The organism is uncultured Bradyrhizobium sp., assembly GCF_936928535.1.
Lineage (GTDB): Bacteria > Pseudomonadota > Alphaproteobacteria > Rhizobiales > Xanthobacteraceae > Bradyrhizobium.
Genome location: NZ_CAKZHY010000058.1, coordinates 36,075 through 53,932, shown reverse-complemented (window position 1 = coordinate 53,932; position 17,858 = coordinate 36,075). Strand labels below are relative to the sequence as shown.

17 protein-coding genes are annotated in these 17,858 nt (G+C 63.7%); 14 read left to right on the top strand and 3 right to left on the bottom strand.

Going from position 1 to position 17,858, the window contains the following annotated elements:
• Nucleotides 1–33: 33 nt before the first annotated feature.
• Entirely contained in the window at nt 34–1,275 is a 1,242-nt protein-coding gene (locus tag Q0687_RS08830) for an amidohydrolase family protein (RefSeq protein WP_298874652.1), read from the bottom strand.
• A 187-nt stretch (nt 1,276–1,462) separates the two neighbouring features.
• Between Q0687_RS08830 and Q0687_RS08825 the strand changes: the two genes are divergently transcribed.
• From Q0687_RS08825 to Q0687_RS08805, 5 genes are all read left to right on the top strand, one after another.
• Nucleotides 1,463–2,371 (top strand): amino acid ABC transporter substrate-binding protein, encoded by a 909-nt coding sequence (locus tag Q0687_RS08825; protein ID WP_298874650.1) that lies wholly within the window; start codon nt 1,463–1,465, stop codon nt 2,369–2,371.
• 111 nt (nt 2,372–2,482) lie between these two features.
• Nucleotides 2,483–2,968: a MarR family transcriptional regulator gene (locus Q0687_RS08820; protein WP_298874648.1), complete on the top strand. Its 486-nt coding sequence runs from the start codon at nt 2,483–2,485 to the stop codon at nt 2,966–2,968.
• 2 nt (nt 2,969–2,970) lie between these two features.
• The gene (locus Q0687_RS08815) at nt 2,971–5,022 is read left to right on the top strand and encodes an FUSC family protein (protein ID WP_298874645.1); all 2,052 of its coding nucleotides are present in this window, start codon (nt 2,971–2,973) and stop codon (nt 5,020–5,022) included.
• Nucleotides 5,019–5,225 (top strand): DUF1656 domain-containing protein, encoded by a 207-nt coding sequence (locus Q0687_RS08810; protein WP_298874643.1) that lies wholly within the window; start codon nt 5,019–5,021, stop codon nt 5,223–5,225. Before Q0687_RS08815 ends, Q0687_RS08810 begins: the two co-directional genes overlap by 4 nt.
• Nucleotides 5,222–6,088, top strand: a complete 867-nt coding sequence (locus Q0687_RS08805) for an HlyD family secretion protein (RefSeq protein WP_298874640.1) — start codon at nt 5,222–5,224, stop codon at nt 6,086–6,088. The genes Q0687_RS08810 and Q0687_RS08805 overlap by 4 nt, the downstream gene beginning before the upstream one ends.
• Before the next feature lie 194 nt (nt 6,089–6,282).
• Here Q0687_RS08805 and Q0687_RS08800 read toward each other — a convergent pair whose 3' ends face one another.
• Nucleotides 6,283–7,392: a glycoside hydrolase family 172 protein gene (locus tag Q0687_RS08800; protein ID WP_298874637.1), complete on the bottom strand. Its 1,110-nt coding sequence runs from the start codon at nt 7,390–7,392 to the stop codon at nt 6,283–6,285.
• Between the two features lie 91 nt (nt 7,393–7,483).
• Nucleotides 7,484–9,109 (bottom strand): long-chain fatty acid--CoA ligase, encoded by a 1,626-nt coding sequence (locus tag Q0687_RS08795; protein ID WP_298874633.1) that lies wholly within the window; start codon nt 9,107–9,109, stop codon nt 7,484–7,486.
• Between the two features lie 180 nt (nt 9,110–9,289).
• Here Q0687_RS08795 and Q0687_RS08790 point away from each other — a divergent pair, with 180 nt between their 5' ends.
• The 9 genes from Q0687_RS08790 (at nt 9,290) to Q0687_RS08750 (ending at nt 17,727) form a co-directional block, all read left to right on the top strand.
• Complete coding sequence (locus Q0687_RS08790; protein WP_298874630.1) at nt 9,290–11,149, top strand: NAD(P)/FAD-dependent oxidoreductase; 1,860 nt, start codon at nt 9,290–9,292, stop codon at nt 11,147–11,149.
• A 5-nt stretch (nt 11,150–11,154) separates the two neighbouring features.
• Nucleotides 11,155–11,961 carry a shikimate dehydrogenase gene (locus Q0687_RS08785; RefSeq protein WP_298874747.1) on the top strand — a complete coding sequence of 269 codons (807 nt, stop codon included), beginning with the start codon at nt 11,155–11,157 and terminating at the stop codon, nt 11,959–11,961.
• 121 nt (nt 11,962–12,082) lie between these two features.
• Nucleotides 12,083–12,901, top strand: a complete 819-nt coding sequence (locus tag Q0687_RS08780) for a lytic murein transglycosylase (RefSeq protein WP_298874625.1) — start codon at nt 12,083–12,085, stop codon at nt 12,899–12,901.
• 110 nt (nt 12,902–13,011) lie between these two features.
• Nucleotides 13,012–13,233 (top strand): hypothetical protein, encoded by a 222-nt coding sequence (locus tag Q0687_RS08775; protein WP_298874622.1) that lies wholly within the window; start codon nt 13,012–13,014, stop codon nt 13,231–13,233.
• Nucleotides 13,234–13,245: 12 nt separating this feature from the next.
• Complete coding sequence (locus tag Q0687_RS08770) at nt 13,246–13,668, top strand: hypothetical protein (protein WP_298874620.1); 423 nt, start codon at nt 13,246–13,248, stop codon at nt 13,666–13,668.
• A 463-nt stretch (nt 13,669–14,131) separates the two neighbouring features.
• Complete coding sequence (locus Q0687_RS08765; protein WP_298874744.1) at nt 14,132–14,578, top strand: MaoC family dehydratase; 447 nt, start codon at nt 14,132–14,134, stop codon at nt 14,576–14,578.
• Nucleotides 14,579–14,670: 92 nt separating this feature from the next.
• Nucleotides 14,671–15,168, top strand: coding sequence for a hypothetical protein (locus tag Q0687_RS08760; protein ID WP_298874617.1), 498 nt, complete (start codon nt 14,671–14,673; stop codon nt 15,166–15,168).
• Nucleotides 15,169–15,378: 210 nt separating this feature from the next.
• Nucleotides 15,379–16,533 (top strand): LuxR C-terminal-related transcriptional regulator, encoded by a 1,155-nt coding sequence (locus Q0687_RS08755; protein WP_298874614.1) that lies wholly within the window; start codon nt 15,379–15,381, stop codon nt 16,531–16,533.
• Between the two features lie 222 nt (nt 16,534–16,755).
• Entirely contained in the window at nt 16,756–17,727 is a 972-nt protein-coding gene (locus Q0687_RS08750) for an AraC family transcriptional regulator (protein WP_298874612.1), read from the top strand.
• Nucleotides 17,728–17,858 lie beyond the last annotated feature (131 nt).

Below are 17,858 nucleotides of genomic sequence, written 5' to 3'. Positions count from 1 at the left end.
TTGCTCCCGTTGGGTCGATTTTGTTCGCGCGGTTCAGTTTCGCGGGTGAAGCAGCTTGGCCTGCGACCGCTCGAACGTCTGCCGGCCACCCTTGAAGCCCATCAGGATGTCCGGGAGCTCCGCAATGGCGAAGCGGCTGTCCTTGATGTCTAGGACCACGAGATCGGCTGGCTTTCCGACCGCGATTCCGTAATCTCTGAGGTTCATCAGCCGCGCCGGCAGCTCGGTGACGAGATCGAGGCAGGTGTCGAAATCGCCGACGGACGCGTGGGCGACATTGGCGTAGAAGTTCGCCATCCGCAGCAGCGAGGCATCGCCGAACGGCGTGAAGGGATTGAGCACATTGTTGGTCGCGACCGAGCAGATGATGCCGTCGCCGACCAGCTTGTGTGCGAGCGTCAGCCCGCGCGGTGCGTTGTGGGTGGCCTCGCGTCCCATCAGATAGAGGTCGGTCGCTGGCAGCACGGTGACGGCGACGCCGGCCTTGGCCAGTTGCGTGGTCGCGGCCTTCAGCCGTTCCGGCGGCAAGGCCGAGAGCTTTGTCACATGCCCGATCGCGACGCGGCCTCCGTAGTTGCGCTGCTCGGTTTGCCCAACGACTTCGCCCAGATGCGACCAGGAGGGATCGAGGTCGAAATCGAGATGGAGGTCGATATCGAGATCGAACTGTTGGGCGAGATCGAAGATGCGCGCGAGATGCGCGTTCGGATCGGTGTCGGTATAGGGGCAACCGCCGATTGCATCGGCCCCGTCGCGCAGGGCCTGAACCAGCAGCTCATCGGCGCCGGGATCATTGGTCAGGCCTTCCTGCGGGAACACGCACAGCGACAGATCGATCGCCCAGGAATAGTCGCGCTTCAGCGCCTTGACGGCTTCGAAGCTGCGCAGGCCGATGCGCGGGTCGATTTCGACATGGGTGCGCATTCGCGTCGTACCGTGCACGATGGCGCGCTCGAGCACCTTGGCGCCGCGCGCATAGACGTCGTCGGTGCTGAAATCCCGCTTCATGGCCGAGACGGCATGGATGGCATCGCCGAGCGTGCCGTGGATGTGCCCGCAGCGCTCGAGCAGGCAGGCCTTGTCGAGATGAATGTGGGTGTCGACGAAGCCGGGCAGGGCGAGCCGTCCAGCGATATCGACCTCGATCGCCTCGCAGGCGAGGCGAGGTTCGATCGCGGTGATGCGTCCGTTCTTCACGCCGATATCGACTGATGTCGGGGATGATCGCAACAGGGCGTTGCGGAAGATCAGGTCGAAGGCGGTTTGGGCGGTCATGAAGGAGATCTGGCTGACAAGTCGGCGAGTTGTGGTGGCAATGTAGCGGAGACGAAGGGCCTGACGCCATATCGAAAGCCGCGATAGCTGGTAGACGCAGGCTGGTCTGGCGGCCGGGGCGCGGCTCGGCTATCAACCGCTCGATTGCGCCCGGCATGGCGGCGCAGGTCGATTTCAGGAGCTCCCGATGCGTCTACCCGCCGTTCTCTTGGCCGTCACTTGTCTTGCCGGCGCAGCGTCAGCCGAAGATCTCTCGGGCACGCTTCAGAAGGTCAAGGAGACCAAAAAGATCGCGCTGGGTTATCAGGAAGCCTCGGTGCCCTTCAGCTATCTCGATGGCAACCAGAAGCCGGTCGGCTTCGCCATGGATATCTGCCTCAAGATCGTGGATGCCGTGAAAAAGCAGCTCGCCATGCCCGACGTCGCCGTCGATTACGTCGCGGTGACCTCGTCGAACCGCATCCCCCTGATGGTGAACGGCACGCTCGACCTGCACTGCTCGGCGACGACAAACAATGCGGACCGCCAGAAGCAGGTCGCCTTCACCAACACGCATTTCCTCAGCGCGACGCGATTTGCGGCCAAGAAGGCCGCGAGCATCAACACCATCGACGATCTCAAGGGCAAGGCGGTCACAGCGGTGGCGGGCTCGGTCAATCTGAACCAGCTCGCCAAGGTCAATACCGAGCGCAACCTCGGCATCAAGATCATGCCGGCCGTCGACCAGGCCGAGGCTTTCCTGCTGCTGGAGACCGATCGTGCGCAGGCCTACGCGCTCGACGATATTCAACTCGCGGTCGCGATTGCCCGCTCGAAGGAGCCGGCGCTGTACATGATCAGCGAGGAGACGTTCTCCAAGCCCGAACCCTACGGGATCATGCTGCGGCGGGAGGATGCGCCGTTCAAGGCGCTGGCCGATCGCGCGACCGCCGAGCTCTATGCCAGCCCGGAGATCGAGGTGCTCTATCGGAAATGGCTGGAATCGCCGACCCCGCCGAACGGCATCAACTACAACGTTCCGATGTCGCCAGCCCTGCGCAATGCCTTCAAGAACCCAAGCTCGAGCGCCGATCCCGACGTCTATTTGGTGAAGTGAGGCGAAAGGCGAGGAGCATTCTGTTCCTGGAACCCGATGCGGGGCGGCGGGTCGCAATTTCGTGACCGGATGATGATTGCGAGCTAATAGTTAGCCTCCTATCTAGTTTGCATGGCACCCTCGCAAGGCTTCATCCATGGCGAAATCGGCCGGCTGATCGCCCGTCTTGCCCGCATCTGGCGGCGCGAGTCGGATCGGGCCCTGTCCGATCACGGCCTGTCCTATGCCACCGCAATCCCGCTTTTGGTGCTGTCGCGCCAGGGCGAGAACGTGCGCCAAGGCGTGCTGGCAGACGAGCTGGGTATCGAGGGACCATCGCTGGTGCGGTTGATCGACCTGCTTCAGGCCGAGAGCCTGGTGGAGCGCCGTGAGGATCCGACTGACCGGCGTGCCAAAACGCTCCACCTCACCAAAGCCGGCGAGGCCAAGGTCGAGCAGACCGTCAGGATCTTGCGGCGCGTGCGAGCGAGCCTGCTCAAGGATATCGCGCCTGTGGAACTTGCGATAACCTTCCAAACTCTTCAGCGCATCGAACAACGGGCCAGCCGGCTAGAGGACGCCAAGAGCGGTCCGGAGACCGGTCCAGAGGCGAAATAGCCATGCGCGCAGACGAGCCGTTCCTGGTCCGCCACGCGGACCTGATTTTCGCGTTGAAGACGTTTGCCGCGTCGATGCTGGCGCTCGTCATTGCGCTCGCCATGGATCTGCCGCGGCCCTATTGGGCGATGGCGACCGTCTACATCACCTCGCAGCCGCTCGCCGGCGCAACCAGCTCGAAGGCCTTCTTCCGCGTCATGGGCACGTTGGTCGGCGCGACCATGACGGTGGCGCTGGTGCCGAACCTGATCAATGCGCCGGAGCTCCTGTGCCTTGCGATCGCGCTTTGGGTCGGGCTCTGTCTCTATCTGTCCCTGCTCGACGGCACGCCGCGCAGTTATGTCTTCATGCTCGCCGGGTACACGGTGGCGCTGATCGGCTTTCCCTCGGTCTCCGAGCCCGGTGCGATCTTCGACACCGCGGTGGCGCGGCTGGAGGAGATCTCGCTCGGGATCATCTGCGCCAGCCTTGTCTCCACCATCGTGTTCCCCCGCAGTGTCGCACCGGCCGTGGCCCATCGCGTCGACACCTGGCTTTTGGATGCGCGCCGCCTCAGCCAGGTCGTGCTGTTGCGGGAGGGGAACGGCGACATCAGCCGCGGCAAGCGCCTCAAGCTCGCGACCGATATCGTCGAGATCGACACGCTCTCGACTCATCTTGCCTATGATCGCCTGAGCGACCGCAATGCCGTGACCGGCCTCGGCGAGATCCGGCTGCGGATGTTGACGTTGTTGCCCGTGATCGCCTCGATCGAGGACCGCCTCGCGGCGTTGGGCGAGGAGGCCCTGCGGCGTCAGCCGGAGCTGAAGCGCTTGCTGGAAGATCTCGCGCAATGGATCGTGAGTGACGTCAGTGCGCGGCAGCCGGCCGATCGTATCCGTGGCGTGATCGCGGAGCAGCAGGCGGGGCTGAACGACAATGCGTCCTGGGAGCGGATCATCACCACCAGCCTGTTGTCGCGGGCGCGCGATCTGGTTGACCTCTCGCGCGACTGCCGTGCGCTGACCGAGGCCATCGGCGAAGGTCGCAACATTTCGACGATCGATTTCGCCTTCCGTTCCGAAGCCGGTGCCGCGCCAGTGCGCCACCGCGACCGCGGCCTGGCGCTATGGTCGGCGGCAGGTGCCGCGACCGCCATCCTGATCTGCTGCGCGTTCTGGATCGGCACGGGCTGGCCGGATGGCGCCTCGGCGCCGATGATGGCGGCCGTGGCCTGCTCGTTCTTCGCCGCGCAGGACGAGCCGGCGCGATTCATCCGCAGTTTCGGCCTGTGGTCGCTGGTCGCCATCGTCGTGGTCGCGATCTACCTGTTCGCGCTGGTGCCCGCGATCTCTCATATCGAGGTTCTCATCGTCGCGCTGGCGCCGACCTTCCTGCTCTACGGCTTCCTGATCGCGCGGCCGGCAACGGCGGGCACCGGCATGGCGCTGGCGGCCAATACGGCGACGCTGCTCGCGCTGCAATCGACCTACATCGCCGATTTTGCGTCCTACGCCAATTCCGCCGTGGCGTTCTTCATCGGCGTCGTCGTAGCCGAGATCGTGACGCGGATCGCGCGCGGGGTCGGGGCGGAGTGGATCGCCAACCGCCTGGTTCTGTCGAGCTGGCTGACGATCGCAATTGCTGCCGAACGGCGCGGCAAACGCGATCGCGCGGAGTTCGCAGGCCTGATGCTGCACCGTCTCGGGCTGCTGGTGCAGCGGATCGCGTTCCTGTCGGAGAGCGATCGTCGTGACGCTGATAGCCTCGTGCAGCTCCGCATCGGCATCAACATCATCGATCTGCGCCGCGCGCGCTACGGGCTTGCTGCGTCGACCATTGCCGTCATTGACGACATGCTCGACCAGCTCGCCATCGCCTGCCGAAACTATGCGGGCGGAGGCATGCCGCGCGAGCTTCTGGCCAGTGTCGATCGGGCCCTGGGCCAGGCGGTGACGGATCCCAATGACAGCGCGCGCGAAGACGCGCTGATCGGCCTCGTCGGTATCCGCCGCGGCCTGTTTCCGGCCGCGCCGGCGTACCGGCCGCGTGCAGATTCGAGTGTGGCGGCATGAGATATGTGATCGACATTTACGGCGTGCTGGTGCCGGCGCTCCTGCTCTGGATCATCCTCGCCTATGTGCTGAGCGCGCTGCTGCGGCGGATGATGCAGCGCTTTGACCTCTACCGCCTGGTCTGGCACCGCGCGCTGTTCGATTTCGCAGTCTTCGTCTGCCTGCTCGGCGGCGTCGTCTATCTCTCGGAGTATCTCTCATGAAGGGAAATCTTGCCTGGCTCGGCCGGCTTGCGGTGACCATCATCGTTGTTATCGCCGCGATCGGCGTCGGTCGCGAGCTTTGGGGCTACTACATGGAGTCGCCATGGACGCGCGACGGCCGTGTGCGTGCCGACGTCGTGCAGGTCGCACCAGATGTCTCCGGTTTCGTCACCGATGTCCTGGTCAAGGACAACCAGAAGGTCCATCGCGACGACGTGCTGTTTCGGATCGATCGTGAGCGCTTTGCGCTGGCGCTGCGGCAGGCCGATGCCTCTGTCGCCGGTCACCAGGCCACGCTGGATCAAGCCAATGCAGATCTGAAGCGCTATACGGCGCTGACGACGGATGCGGTGTCGCAGCAGAAGCAGGAGCAGGTGCTCGCGACCCAGCTTCAGGCCAAGGCCGCTTTCGATGCGGCGGTTGCCGACCGCGCGGTCGCCCAGCTCAATCTCGACCGCAGCGAGGTCAAGGCTTCCGTGAATGGCGTCATCACGAACATGGACCTGCGCCCCGGCGCATACGTTTCAGCCGGCAAGGGCGTGATGGCGCTGGTCGACAGCGACACCCTGCATGTCGAAGGCTATTTCGAGGAGACGAAGCTCGCGCGCATCCGCGTCGGCGACAGGGTTCAGGTCCGTCTGATGGGCGAGAAGGCGACGCTGTCAGGCCATGTCGAGAGCATCGCCGCGGGCATCGAGGACCGCGACCGCGTCGAGGGTGCGAGCCTGCTCGCCAACGTCAATCCCACCTTCAGCTGGGTGCGTCTCGCCCAGCGCGTGCCCGTGCGCATCGCGCTGGACAAGGTGCCCGACGGAATCTCGCTGGTCGCCGGCCGCTCGGCGACGGTGGAAGTGCTGAACTAAGATGCACGCGCTGTGAGTTGATGTGCCCTCGCCCCTTGTGGGAGAGGGCAGCCCCGCTAGAAGACACAAGCTCACTAGGGTGAGGGGTGTCTCTCCACACTTTCCTGTGCGGATAGATACCCCTCATCCGGCGCTTCGCGCCACCTTCTCCCACAAGGGGAGAAGGAGAGAGAGCACCGCTTACGCGTTCGAGCCTAACCAATCTCCAGATAGTCCGGCCCAGGCAGCTCCGGGAATGAAGCGGTCGGCAGCGTCTGATACCAGAACGCGACCGAAGCGATGTCGTCCTGCAGCGGGAGATATTTCGATTCCTTGACGCCGGGCAGCCAGCCGAGCGCCTGCATGGTTACGCGAAGGTCGCTCTGGAAACGGATCGGATCAGGGATGTGCCAGCGGTACAGGCCGAACCGTTGTTGCGACTTGTAGACGCCGTCGGGCCGGATCACCTGCGGCAGTCCGGCATAGGGCGTGGTGAACTCGACGTAGCGGGATTGCCCCTGGCCGGCATGCGCGACATAGGGATCGAAATTGTAGGCGCCGCAGAAATAGTCCTCGGTGCCGGTGCCGCAGATCGTTGGGAATTCGCCGTCGCCGTCGATGAAGAACTTGATCTCGCCTTCGCCCCACCAGCCGTTGTTGTTGACGCCCCAGGCCATGTAGGTGCCGACATAGTGGCCGCGTCCGCTGACGCCATCGAGGATGGTATAGACGTCCTTGTAGCGAAGTGGATTGGTGCGGCGGAACTGCGCGTGGAAATAGGCGCAATCCTCCAGCACCTCGGTCAGGGCATAGTTGATCTGGTAGTAGACGGTCAGCGCTTCCTCGCTGCGGTTCTCCATGGTGATGCGGGCGCGCTTGCGGAACGGCATTTCCCAGTAGCAGTTGAAGGCGCGGCCCGGATTGACGCAGACGGCGAGGGAGGACACCTGCGCAAATTCCTCCCAGCCACAGGCGAAGAAATCGCCGGCCGGGCACTCCACGCTCGGCTGTTCCTGGTCGTCCCAGTAGATGCGCAGGATGGAATGGCGAAGCCGTCCGCGCGCCAGCGTCATCCAGATCTGCTGGATCGCGCCTTGGCCTGCGATGTCGGCGAGCGTGAACGTCGTGCCGGGCTCGATGACGACATAGGGCGAAACCTTCCAGCCCTGGCCGAGGTCGCGGGCCTGACGCGCCGCCGGGCCATCGACGGACATGCCGCCCTTGCCCTTTTCACCGGTGAAATTCTCGGGACTGATTGAACGCGTCTGCGCGTTCGACAGCCGCGACAGATTGCCGAGATGCAGGCCCAATCCGGAAAACGCCATGATGTCCTCGATCAGCGGGGAGCGATATCGGGATATATCGCTCCCGAGTCTACCAAAAGATGAACATGATCGCGTACCGGCAGAGCCGGACTCACGCGACGCGATACTCTCTAAACTTCTCGCGCAGCGCCGATTTGAGCACCTTGCCGGTCCCGGTCATCGGGAATTCGTCGAGGAATTCGACCGCATCGGGCATCCACCAGCTCGCGATTTTGGGGCGCATGTGGTCGAGCAGGGTCTTGCCGTCGACGGTCGCGCCCTTCTTGCGGACGACGAGAAGGAGAGGGCGTTCCTGCCATTTCTCGTGCGCAATGGCGACCACGGCGGCCTGCAGCACGTCAGGGTGGGACAGCGCGATGTCCTCGAGCTGGATCGATGAGATCCATTCGCCGCCCGACTTGATGACGTCCTTCGAGCGGTCGGTCAGCGTGACGTGGCCTTGGCTGTCGATCACGGCCATATCGCCGGTGATCAACCAGCCGTCGCGATCGAGGCCCTCGTCGAGCTTCATATAGCCGGAGGCGACCCAGGGTCCGCGGGCGCGTAAGTGTCCGACGGTCTTGCCGTCGCGCGGCAGCTCGACGCCGGCATCGTCGACGATGCGCAAGGCTGTGCCGAAGCAGGCGCGGCCCGAGACCTGGCGCCGATCGAAGAACTCGCTTTCGCTGAGATGCTCCGAGCCGGGTCGCAGGCCCGGCATCGAGCAGCCCAGCGCTTCCGTCATGCCCCAGGCCTGAACGTAATCGACCTTGAAGTCGCGCTTGAGCTTTTCGACCATCGCGCGCGGCGGCGCCGAACCTGATGACAAGGTTGCGCGCAGCGTCGAGAATTTGTTGCCCGTGCGTCCCAGCCAGTCGAGCAGGATCAGCCAGAAGCTCGGCACGCCGGCCGAGAGCGTCACCTTCTCGCCCTCGAGCAGCTCATAGAGCTTGTCGGGCTCGTAATTGCGGCCGGGCAGCACCAGCTTCGAGCCGGTGTAGGGCGCGGTGAACGGCATGTTCCAGCCATTGCCGTGGAACAGCGGGGCCATCGGCATCATCACCTCGCGCACGCCTTCGACATGTCCGGGCAGGAAGTCGAAATTGCAGCAGGTCATGGTCTGCAGGATCGCGGCGCGGTGCGAATAGATCACGCCCTTCGGATTGCCTGTCGTGCCCGACGTGTAGCAGATGGTGGATGCGGACTTTTCGTCGAAGGACGGCCAGGCGAAGCCTGCCTCGTTCTCCTTGTCCAGAAGCTCCTCGTAGCAATGCACATTGGCAAGCTTTGTCTCCGGCATCCGCTCGCGCGAGGACATGATGACATACGCTTCGACCGTCTTCAGTTGCGGCGCAATCGCCTCGACGATCGGCAATGTGGCGCGATCGATGAACAGCAGGCGATCTTCGGCGTGGTTGATGATGTAGGCCAGTTGTTCGGGAAACAGCCTGGGATTGACGGTGTGCAGCACGTAGCCCATGCCCGGCGCGGCGTAGAACATCTCGAAATGGCGATGCGTATTCCAGGCCAGCGTGCCGACGCGGTCGCCTTGCTTCATGCCGAGCCGCTTGAGGGCCAGCGCCATGCGCTTGATACGCGGATGAGCGTCGGCGTAGGTATAACGATGGATGTCGCCTTCGATCTCGCGCGCGACGATCTCCGCTTCGCCGTGGTAGTCGGCGGCATACTGGATCAGGCCGCTGATCAGCAGCGGCATGTCCATCATCAATCCCTGCATCGTTCCCTCCGTAACAGCCACGTCGTTGCGCGGCATAGGCTTGTGATTTCTCGCGAAAGGTTAGCGGAACGTCGCGCGGCGTCCACGCAAAAAGCGCCGGACGCGATTGCATGCGTCACTTTTTCGGGGCTAATTTGTCGTGAGCTGCCGGCGAAGCAGAGGCCGCCGTGGAGGAAATGGATGTCAGCAGAAAGACACAAGACCGGCACATCAGGCGACTCTACGGTCGACATTGCCGCACTCCGCGCACGCTATCGCGACGAGCGTGACCTGCGTCTGCGCTCCGAAGGCAAGGCGCAATATGTCGAAGTGATAGGCGATTTCGGCCGTTATCTCGACGATCCCTGGGCCGATCCCGCCTTTACGCGCAAGCCCGTTAGCGAAGAGACCGAAGTGCTCATCGTCGGCGGTGGCTTCGGCGGCCTGCTGTGTGGTGCGCGTCTGCGCGCGGCCGGCATTTCCGATTTCCGCATCGTGGAAAAGGCCGCCGATTTCGGCGGCACCTGGTATTGGAATCGCTATCCCGGCGCTGCCTGCGATACCGAGAGCTACGTCTATCTGCCGCTGCTGGAAGAGACCGGCTACATGCCCGTGCGCAAATATGCGCGCGCACCGGAGATCTACGAACACTCGCGCCGCATCGGCCGCCACTTCGAGCTGTACGAGCGCGCGCTGTTTCAGACCGTCATCTCGCGCATGACATGGCATGAGCAGGAGGGGCGCTGGCTGGTCGACACCGATCGCGGCGATCGCATCCGCGCGCGCTTCGTCATTCTCGCCGGAGGCCCGCTGAGCCGGCCGAAGCTGCCTGGCATTCCCGGCATCGAGAGCTTCAGGGGACACAGCTTCCACACCAGCCGATGGGACTACGCCTACACCGGCGGCAGCGCGGAGGGTGGTCTCGACGGCCTTGCCGGCAAGCGCGTGGGCATCATCGGCACCGGCGCCACATCAGTGCAATGCGTGCCGCATCTCGGCCGTTCGGCAGGAGAGCTCTACGTATTCCAGCGCACGCCCTCCGCGATCGGCGTGCGCGCCGATCGCCCGACCGATGCTGCCTGGGCGGAAGGCCTGAAGCCCGGCTGGCAGCGCGAGCGGATGGACAATTTCACCGCGGTGATTTCGGGCGAGCCGTTCGAGCACGATCTGGTGCAGGACGGCTGGACCGGCCTGCTCGGCGAGATCCTGCTGGCGCCGCGTCGCCAGCCGCAGCCGGTGACCACGATGGAAGAGGCGCTGAAGGTGATCGAGCAGGCCGACTATCGCAAGATGGAGGAGATCCGCGCCCGCGTCGATGCAATCGTGAAGGATGAGACGGCCGCGGCGGCGCTCAAGCCCTGGTACAAGGCGTTCTGCAAGCGGCCCTGCTTTCACGACCAATATCTCGACACGTTCAACCGCCCCAACGTGCATCTCGTCGACACCAAGGGCAGGGGCGTCGAGCGCATCACGGAGAATGCGGTCGTCGTCGACGGCAAGGCGTACGAGCTCGATTGCCTGATCTATGCCAGCGGTTTCGAGGTCGGCACCGACTACGCGCGCCGCATGGGGTTTGAAGTCTACGGCCGCGACGGCATCAGCCTGTCGCAGCGCTGGCGCGATGGCGTCAAGACCATGCACGGCTTCTACAGCCGCGGCTTCCCCAACTGCTTCCTGATCGTGACCGTGCAGGCCGGGCAGAGCGCCAACTTCCCGCACATCATCGACGAGCAATCGCAGCACATTGCCTATGTGATCGCGGAGGCGCGCAAGCGCGGCGCAAGGACGTTGGAGCCGACGCTCGCGGCCGAGAACGCCTGGGTCGACGAGGTGGTGAAGGCCGCGGTCGGTCGCCAGACCTATCTCGCCGAATGCACGCCCGGCTACTACAACAACGAAGGCGTGTTTGATCCGGTCGCGGCGCGCAACAGCCAATACTGGCGCGGACCGATGGCATTTCTCCGGCTGCTCGCCAACTGGCGCAAGGAGGGCAATCTGGATGGGCTGGAATTGACCTACGGCGCGGACGCGAACAGCGACGGCGCTTCGGTTCCGGCATGAGCGGCGTGATCCCGGCGCCATCAGGCGCAACGCGCCTCTACGTCATCGTCGGCGAACCCATCGCCCAGGTGCGTTCGCCCGCGGGCGTTTCCGCGGAGTTCGCTGCGCGCGGCCATGACGGCATTCTCGTTCCGGTCCAGGTTGCGACCGCTGATCTGCCCGATTTCCTTGCGGTGGCGGCGCGGCTGAAGAATCTCGGCGGCATCGTCGTGACCATTCCGCACAAATTCGCCTGTTACCAGGTCTGTGCCGCCGCGACCGATCGGGCGCATTTTCTTCAAACGGTCAACCTGATGCGCCGCAGTGCCGACGGTTCGTGGTACGGCGATATGGTGGACGGTCTCGGTTTCGTCGGAGCGGCGCGTGCGAAGGGGATCAATCCTCGCGGCATGAGGGCGCTTCTTGTCGGCGCCGGTGGGGCGGGCTCGGCCATTGCGCTTGAACTGGTCGAAGCCGGCGTCAGGGAGCTTGCCATTCACGATAGCTCGGTGGAGCGGCGGGATGCGCTGATCCATCGTCTCAACCTATCAGGCAAAGCGTCCGTGCTGGCCGGCTCCGCCGACCCCGCGGGCTTCGATTTCGTCGCCAATGCCACGCCCGCCGGGATGAAGGACAGCGATCCGCTGCCCGTCGACGTCACCAGGCTGGCTCCATCAGCCTATTGCGGCTGCGTCATCACCCAGCCGGAAATCTCGCCCTTCATCGCGCAAGCCCGCAAGCTCGGCTGCATCACGGCGACCGGCACCGACATGTACCGGCAGCACCAGGGCATCATGGTGGACTTCCTGCTCGGGACCGACGGCGGCCTTTGAGTCATGTCAAGCGCATTGCTTGCATTGATTGCACCGGTCGGGGCTTGAGCGCGCGCGCCTGACGTAGGATCATGCCCGTGCGCGAGCCGGTCGCGCAACTCCGAGAGAAGGATACGCAGGAATGACTGAGGGCAAGACCGTTGCGACGGCGATGATCGGCGCGGCCGCGCTCCTGTTGTCCCTGATGCCGGCCGTCAATGCCGCGCAATGCGGCAACGGGCCCGGCGGGTTCGAGGCCTGGAAGCGCGAGTTCAGCGCGGAAGCGCAGGGCAAGGGCATCGGCCAGACCTCGATCTCGGCTCTGATGCAGACCAATTACGCCAGCGCCACGATCAATGCCGACCGTAGCCAGCACAGTTTTTCGCTGTCGCTCGACCAGTTCCTGGCCAAGCGCGGCGCCACCACCATCGTCGCGCGCGGCCGCTCGCTGAAGCAGTCGCAGGCGGCGATGTTCGCCTCGATCGAGCAGCGCTATGGCGTGCCGCCGGGACCGTTGATTGCGATCTGGGGCATGGAGACCGGCTTCGGCAGCCAGCGCGGCAACCAGAACATGCTCTCGTCGATCGCAACGCTCGCCTATGACTGCCGGCGCCCTGAATTCTTCACCGAGCAGCTCTATGCCGCGCTGAAGCTGGTCGATCGCGGCGCGCTGTCCGGGTCGACCCGCGGCTCCATGCATGGCGAGGTCGGGCAGACCCAGTTCATGCCCAAGAACATCCTGGCCTATGGCACCGGCAATCTCGATGTCGCCGCCAACGCCTTGGCCTCGACGGCGAATTTCCTGAAGGCCAATGGCTGGCGCGCGGGAGCCGGTTACCAGCCGGGCGAACCGAATTTCGCCGCCATCCAGGCGTGGAATGCGGCTGGCGTCTATCAGAAAGCCATTGCACTGATGGGCCGGCAGATCGATGGGGGCGGCGGAGCGGCGGCCGTGCGTTGAGTCGCTCCGCAAGGCGTGACTGGAGGTGCCGAGAAAGTTGTTGCTTTCAGGAACCGACGGCACGAGGTTTGCTTTGATCAAGTTCAGGGCTGGGCATGAGGAGACTCAACATGGCTACCCAGATCGTGATGGATCAGACCGGCGATACGCGCCACGAGTTTGATCCCGAAAATGCCGAAGCGTTGGCGCAGGCCGAACAACGCTTTCGGGAATTGACCGGTGCGGGCTTTACCGCCGCTTACCGGACCGGGCCCGGTGAAGTCACGCGTATCAAATCATTCGATCCGACCGCGCGGGAAACGTTGTTCTATCCCCGCCTGGTCGGCGGCTGATCTGATCGGTCCATGATTGCGATCTTCCGGCTCCGCGCGCCCGCGCGAGCGCGGTTGCACGCGCTCCGCGAGCTGTACCGGCGCTTCTTCGGCGAGAACACGCCGGAGGCGCGGGGAAGGCGGCTGTTGTCCGAATGGCTGACGGACGAGCAGCGGGCTCAATTCGAGCAGTACCGTCATTTCGACGTCATCGGTTGCGACAGCGGCAAGTGCTATCGCATCCACTACGGCACGGCCGCCAATGTCCACGAGGTCGACGCTTCAGGTAATGCAACGATGGGGTGGTGCTTCGTCCCGTCAGGCTTCCTGGTGCCCGGCGACGTGATGCTGGCGCAAAAGATCGCGCTGGAGACGGACGAGAAGGGGGCTTTGGCGCTCGCGAACCGGTTTCCGCCAGCGACGCACTCGGAGCACTTTTACCGGCGGCCGTTCTAGCGCGTGATCCAAACTCGGGGGGCCGCGTTGGCGCGAAGTGTGCAGCGCCTTTCTGAAAAGCTTATGCTCAAGAACTAAGGGCTGCGCCGGGGCTGCTGGTCAGTGCGTGGTGCGGTAGGCATCCAGCGCGTGCGCTGCAAACACGGCGATGCTGCACAGAGCCAGGAGAACGGAGATCGTCTCGATCATAGCTCGTCCTCCCCAAGCGGTTGGGCGACGAGATGCTGGCAGCAGGCATATTCGCTGATCGGGTCGAGGAAGAATTGCATGACGCATGTCCCTGTATGATTTTGACGACCAGATAACCCGAGATCTGTTTCAGGCGTGTTTCGTCGATTTGGGAAAGGGGTTTCGCGGGGAACCGGGATCTGGCGTGGTGGCGGCCGAGCCGCTAAATCCCCACGATCGATCCATCCCTTGGTCGTGCGCCTGCGCGCGGCATGTCACCTTTCGAGGCAAAATCATGGCCCAGGTCGCCTGGTTCGACGATCTCACCGTCGGTATGCGCTTCAAATCCCCTGAGGTCGTCGTCACCGAAGCCGACATCAAGCGGTTTGCCACCGAGTTCGACCCGCAGCCGATGCATCTCGACCACGAGGCGGCCAAGGACACCCTGTTCAACGGCCTGGCTGCTTCGGGTTGGCACACTGCGGCGATCGCCATGAATCTGGCGATCCAGACCCGGCCCTTCGGCCCGCACCCGCTGATCGGAGCCGGCGTCGACGGGCTGCGCTGGACCATTCCGGTGCGGCCGAACGACCGTCTGCATCTGGTCGGGGAGGTCATGAGCCTGACCCCGTCGAAGTCGAAGCCGCAGGGCATCGCGCTGGTGAAATGGACGATGTTCAACCAGAACGGCGAGGAGGTTTACACCTTCACTCCGATCGCGATCGTGCCGCGGCGTCCTTAAGGCGTTCGCCGTCGCCGGAGCCATCTCGCGAAGGCCTTGCGACTTGCGAACAGAGGTGGTCAGCTTGGCGTGGGGAAACGCTGGAGGCTGACATGAAGCGACTTTTTCTTGCCGCTGCACTGATGACGGGCGCCTTGAGTGCCGGGCCCGCGGTCGCGCAACAATCCAAGGTCGGTGACTGGACCATCGAGAAGCGCACCCAGGATACTCATTGCAACGCGAGCCGCGGCTACAAGGACAAGGACGACGAGAACCGCGACTACGTCATCGTCGTCACCTATTCGGACAAGGCCATCGTGATCGTGATGATCTATGACGGCTGGGAGTGGGACAAGGTCGGCGAGATCCTGCGTGCCGATGTCGGCACCGATGATGCCGACATCATGGCGAAGGCGAAGTGGGAGGTCATGGACAAGACCACCGTGCGCGGCATCTTCGAGTACGACCAGTCCATCATGGACCGCCTGTCGAAAGCCAAACGTCTCACGCTCGACTTCGAGGACGATGACGACGACAGCATCGAGATCCAGATCCCGCGTGCCGGCGAGGCGCTCGCCGCGCTGAAGTTCTGTGAGGAGAACCGGAAATAGACCGCCTGTTACCACCGGCGCAGCTAGTTCAACAAGCAGGGTGCGGGCGCGTGATGCGCAGCACACAGCCCGCGCGCGGTTCGCATTTATCCTAGTCTTTGGCGAATACGTCCAAGCCACACCCTGCGGTTGACGTTACCCAAGGACGATGTTTGAGACTTCAGCTTTTTTCTCTGACGTTTTTTCCGCGCCGAAGGCGTCGCCCGCGCGATGACGGTCCTCGAGGCGAACAGGTTCTCGTCGCTGGTCGGCGAGATCTACGATGCGGCGGCCGATCCCGCGCAGCGAAACGCGGCCCTGGAGCAGGTTGCGGGCTTTGTCGGCGGCTCGGCCGCGACCATCCTCTCGCGCGACAAAGCCAGGCTCTCGATCGAGATCCACCAGCACTATGGAACGGAACCTCGCTTCCGCGAGCTCTATCGGGATCGATATGTCGAGCTCGATCCATTGCTCGATCGACATCTCGATCGGTCCGTCGAACAGACCATCGGCGCCGCCGACGTCATGCCCTATTCGGACTTCGTGGCGACCAGCTTCTATCGCGAATGGGTGGAACCGCAGGGCGCCGTCGATCTTGCGACCGTCACGCTCGAACGATCGAGCGCGCGCACGACGATCCTTCAGGTGATGCGGGGCCGGTCACGCGGCACCGTCGACGATTCGATGCGCGAGCGTATGCGGCTGCTTGCGCCGCACATCCAGCGCTCCCGCGTGATGGGGCGGCAGATCAGGGCGCGCTCGCACACGGCAGCCGATCTCGCGGAGGTGCTTGACCATTTGAGCACGGCAATCTGTCTGCTCGATGCGGAGGGGCGGATTGTTCATGCCAACGCGGCCTGCCGCAAGATGCTCGCTGACGGCGATCTGCTCATGATTGTCGGCGATCGTATCGTGGCTCGTAACACCCAAGCCGAAAAAATATTCCGCAGCTTCTTTGATGTTGTCGCCAACAGCGGAGCCGGCGCGGTCGATCGCCGCAAGATCGAGCTCATGACGTCGGCCGACGGTCAGCATTACCTGGTTCACGCCTTCCCGCTGACGCAGGAACGCAGCCTGCAACGTGATGGTGTCGCGACGGCGCTGTTCCTGCAAAAGGCCGTGATGGCGCCGCGGCTCGCGACGGAGGCCATCGCTGCTGCGTTCAAGCTGACGCCGTCCGAGACGCGCGTGCTGACGGCCATCGTCGAGCTTAGCGGGGTTCCCGATATTGCGGCAAAGCTCGGAATTGCCGGGACCACGGTCAAGACCCATCTTGGCCGTCTGTTCGAGAAAACGGGCGCGGGCAGGCAGGCGGACCTCGTCAAGATCGCGGCGGGCTTCGCGGCTCCGTTCGCCCTGCCGGCTGGCACAGACGACGCCGTGTGATCCAATTCATATTGTCAGCGGCGTATTTTGCGCGATCTCAATCCATTGTGAAGGCCAGGCTGCATTCGTCCTCCGAACGTATGACGCCTGTCATTTGAGACTTTCGTATAGGCGTTTTCTGGACCTGAGAGAGGCTATGCGCGCCACCACGACAATGCGCGGAACCCAGTGCGGGAAAACAACAGCGCGTGGCCGGGCCTGCTCGTCGATTGGAGGATTACAGTGAGCGGCAAGGATGATCTGTCCATTGCGAATGTTTCGACAAGCGACATTCCCGAAAGCAAGCGCGTGGCGATGCTACGCGATTTCTACTGTCACGGCGTCAAGGCCGAGCTTGACGTTCGCGACGGTGAGTCCATCGTGGCTGACCTCACGTCCCATTCGCTGCCGGACCTGCAACTGCTGCTCGGTACGCTGTTCGGCGCCCGGGTCGTCCGCCCCAAGCAACTCGTCGTCGACGGTGACGACAGTCTTGCGCTGATCTGCAATCGATCAGGAACCATCGGCATCACGGCGCGAGGACGGGAATTGCTGGTCGGCCCCGGAGAAGCCGTGCTGGCCAGCGCCGAGGATGCCTCGACCATCGAACGATTCGTGACCGGCGACTGCGTTTCGCTGCGCGTGCCGCGACGGGTTCTCGTGCCGATGATCATGGACGTCGACGATGCGGTCATGCGCATCATCCGGGACCGCCAGACCGAGATCAGGGTGCTGGTCGATTACGCAACGTCGCTCGTGCGTGAGAATGCGCTTGCGACCGCGGCACTACGACAGGTTGGCGTCGAGCACTTGCATGATCTGCTCGCGCTCGTGCTCGGCGCCGCTGACGACGTCAGGGAGGTGATAGGACGGCGCGGTGCGAAGGCCGCCCGCTTGCGCAAGGCAAAATTCCTGATCGTCAACAATTGCTGGCGACAGGATCTGTCGGTTGTCGGTGTTGCGCAGGAGCTCGGCGTCACACCGCGATATCTCCAGCGCCTGTTCGAGGCCGACGGCAGGACGTTTTCGTCCTTCCTGATCGAGCAACGCCTGAAGCGCGCCCATCGCATGCTGCGGGAACCGGAATTTTCCGAACGTCCGGTGAGCTCGATCGCCTACGACGTCGGCTTCGGTGATCTCTCTTATTTCAACCGCTGTTTCCGGCGGACCTATGGCGCCACGCCGAGCGACGTCAGGAGCGGTACGGCGGAGTAATCGCGTCCCTGCGAGTGTGAGCGGCCCGCCTTTTTGAGCCGAGCAGGGAATTTTTCACGTGATCCTTGATCGTGAAATCATGATCAACACCAGGGACGGCGTGGTTGCGCGCGGCGCGGGTCGTTGGAGTG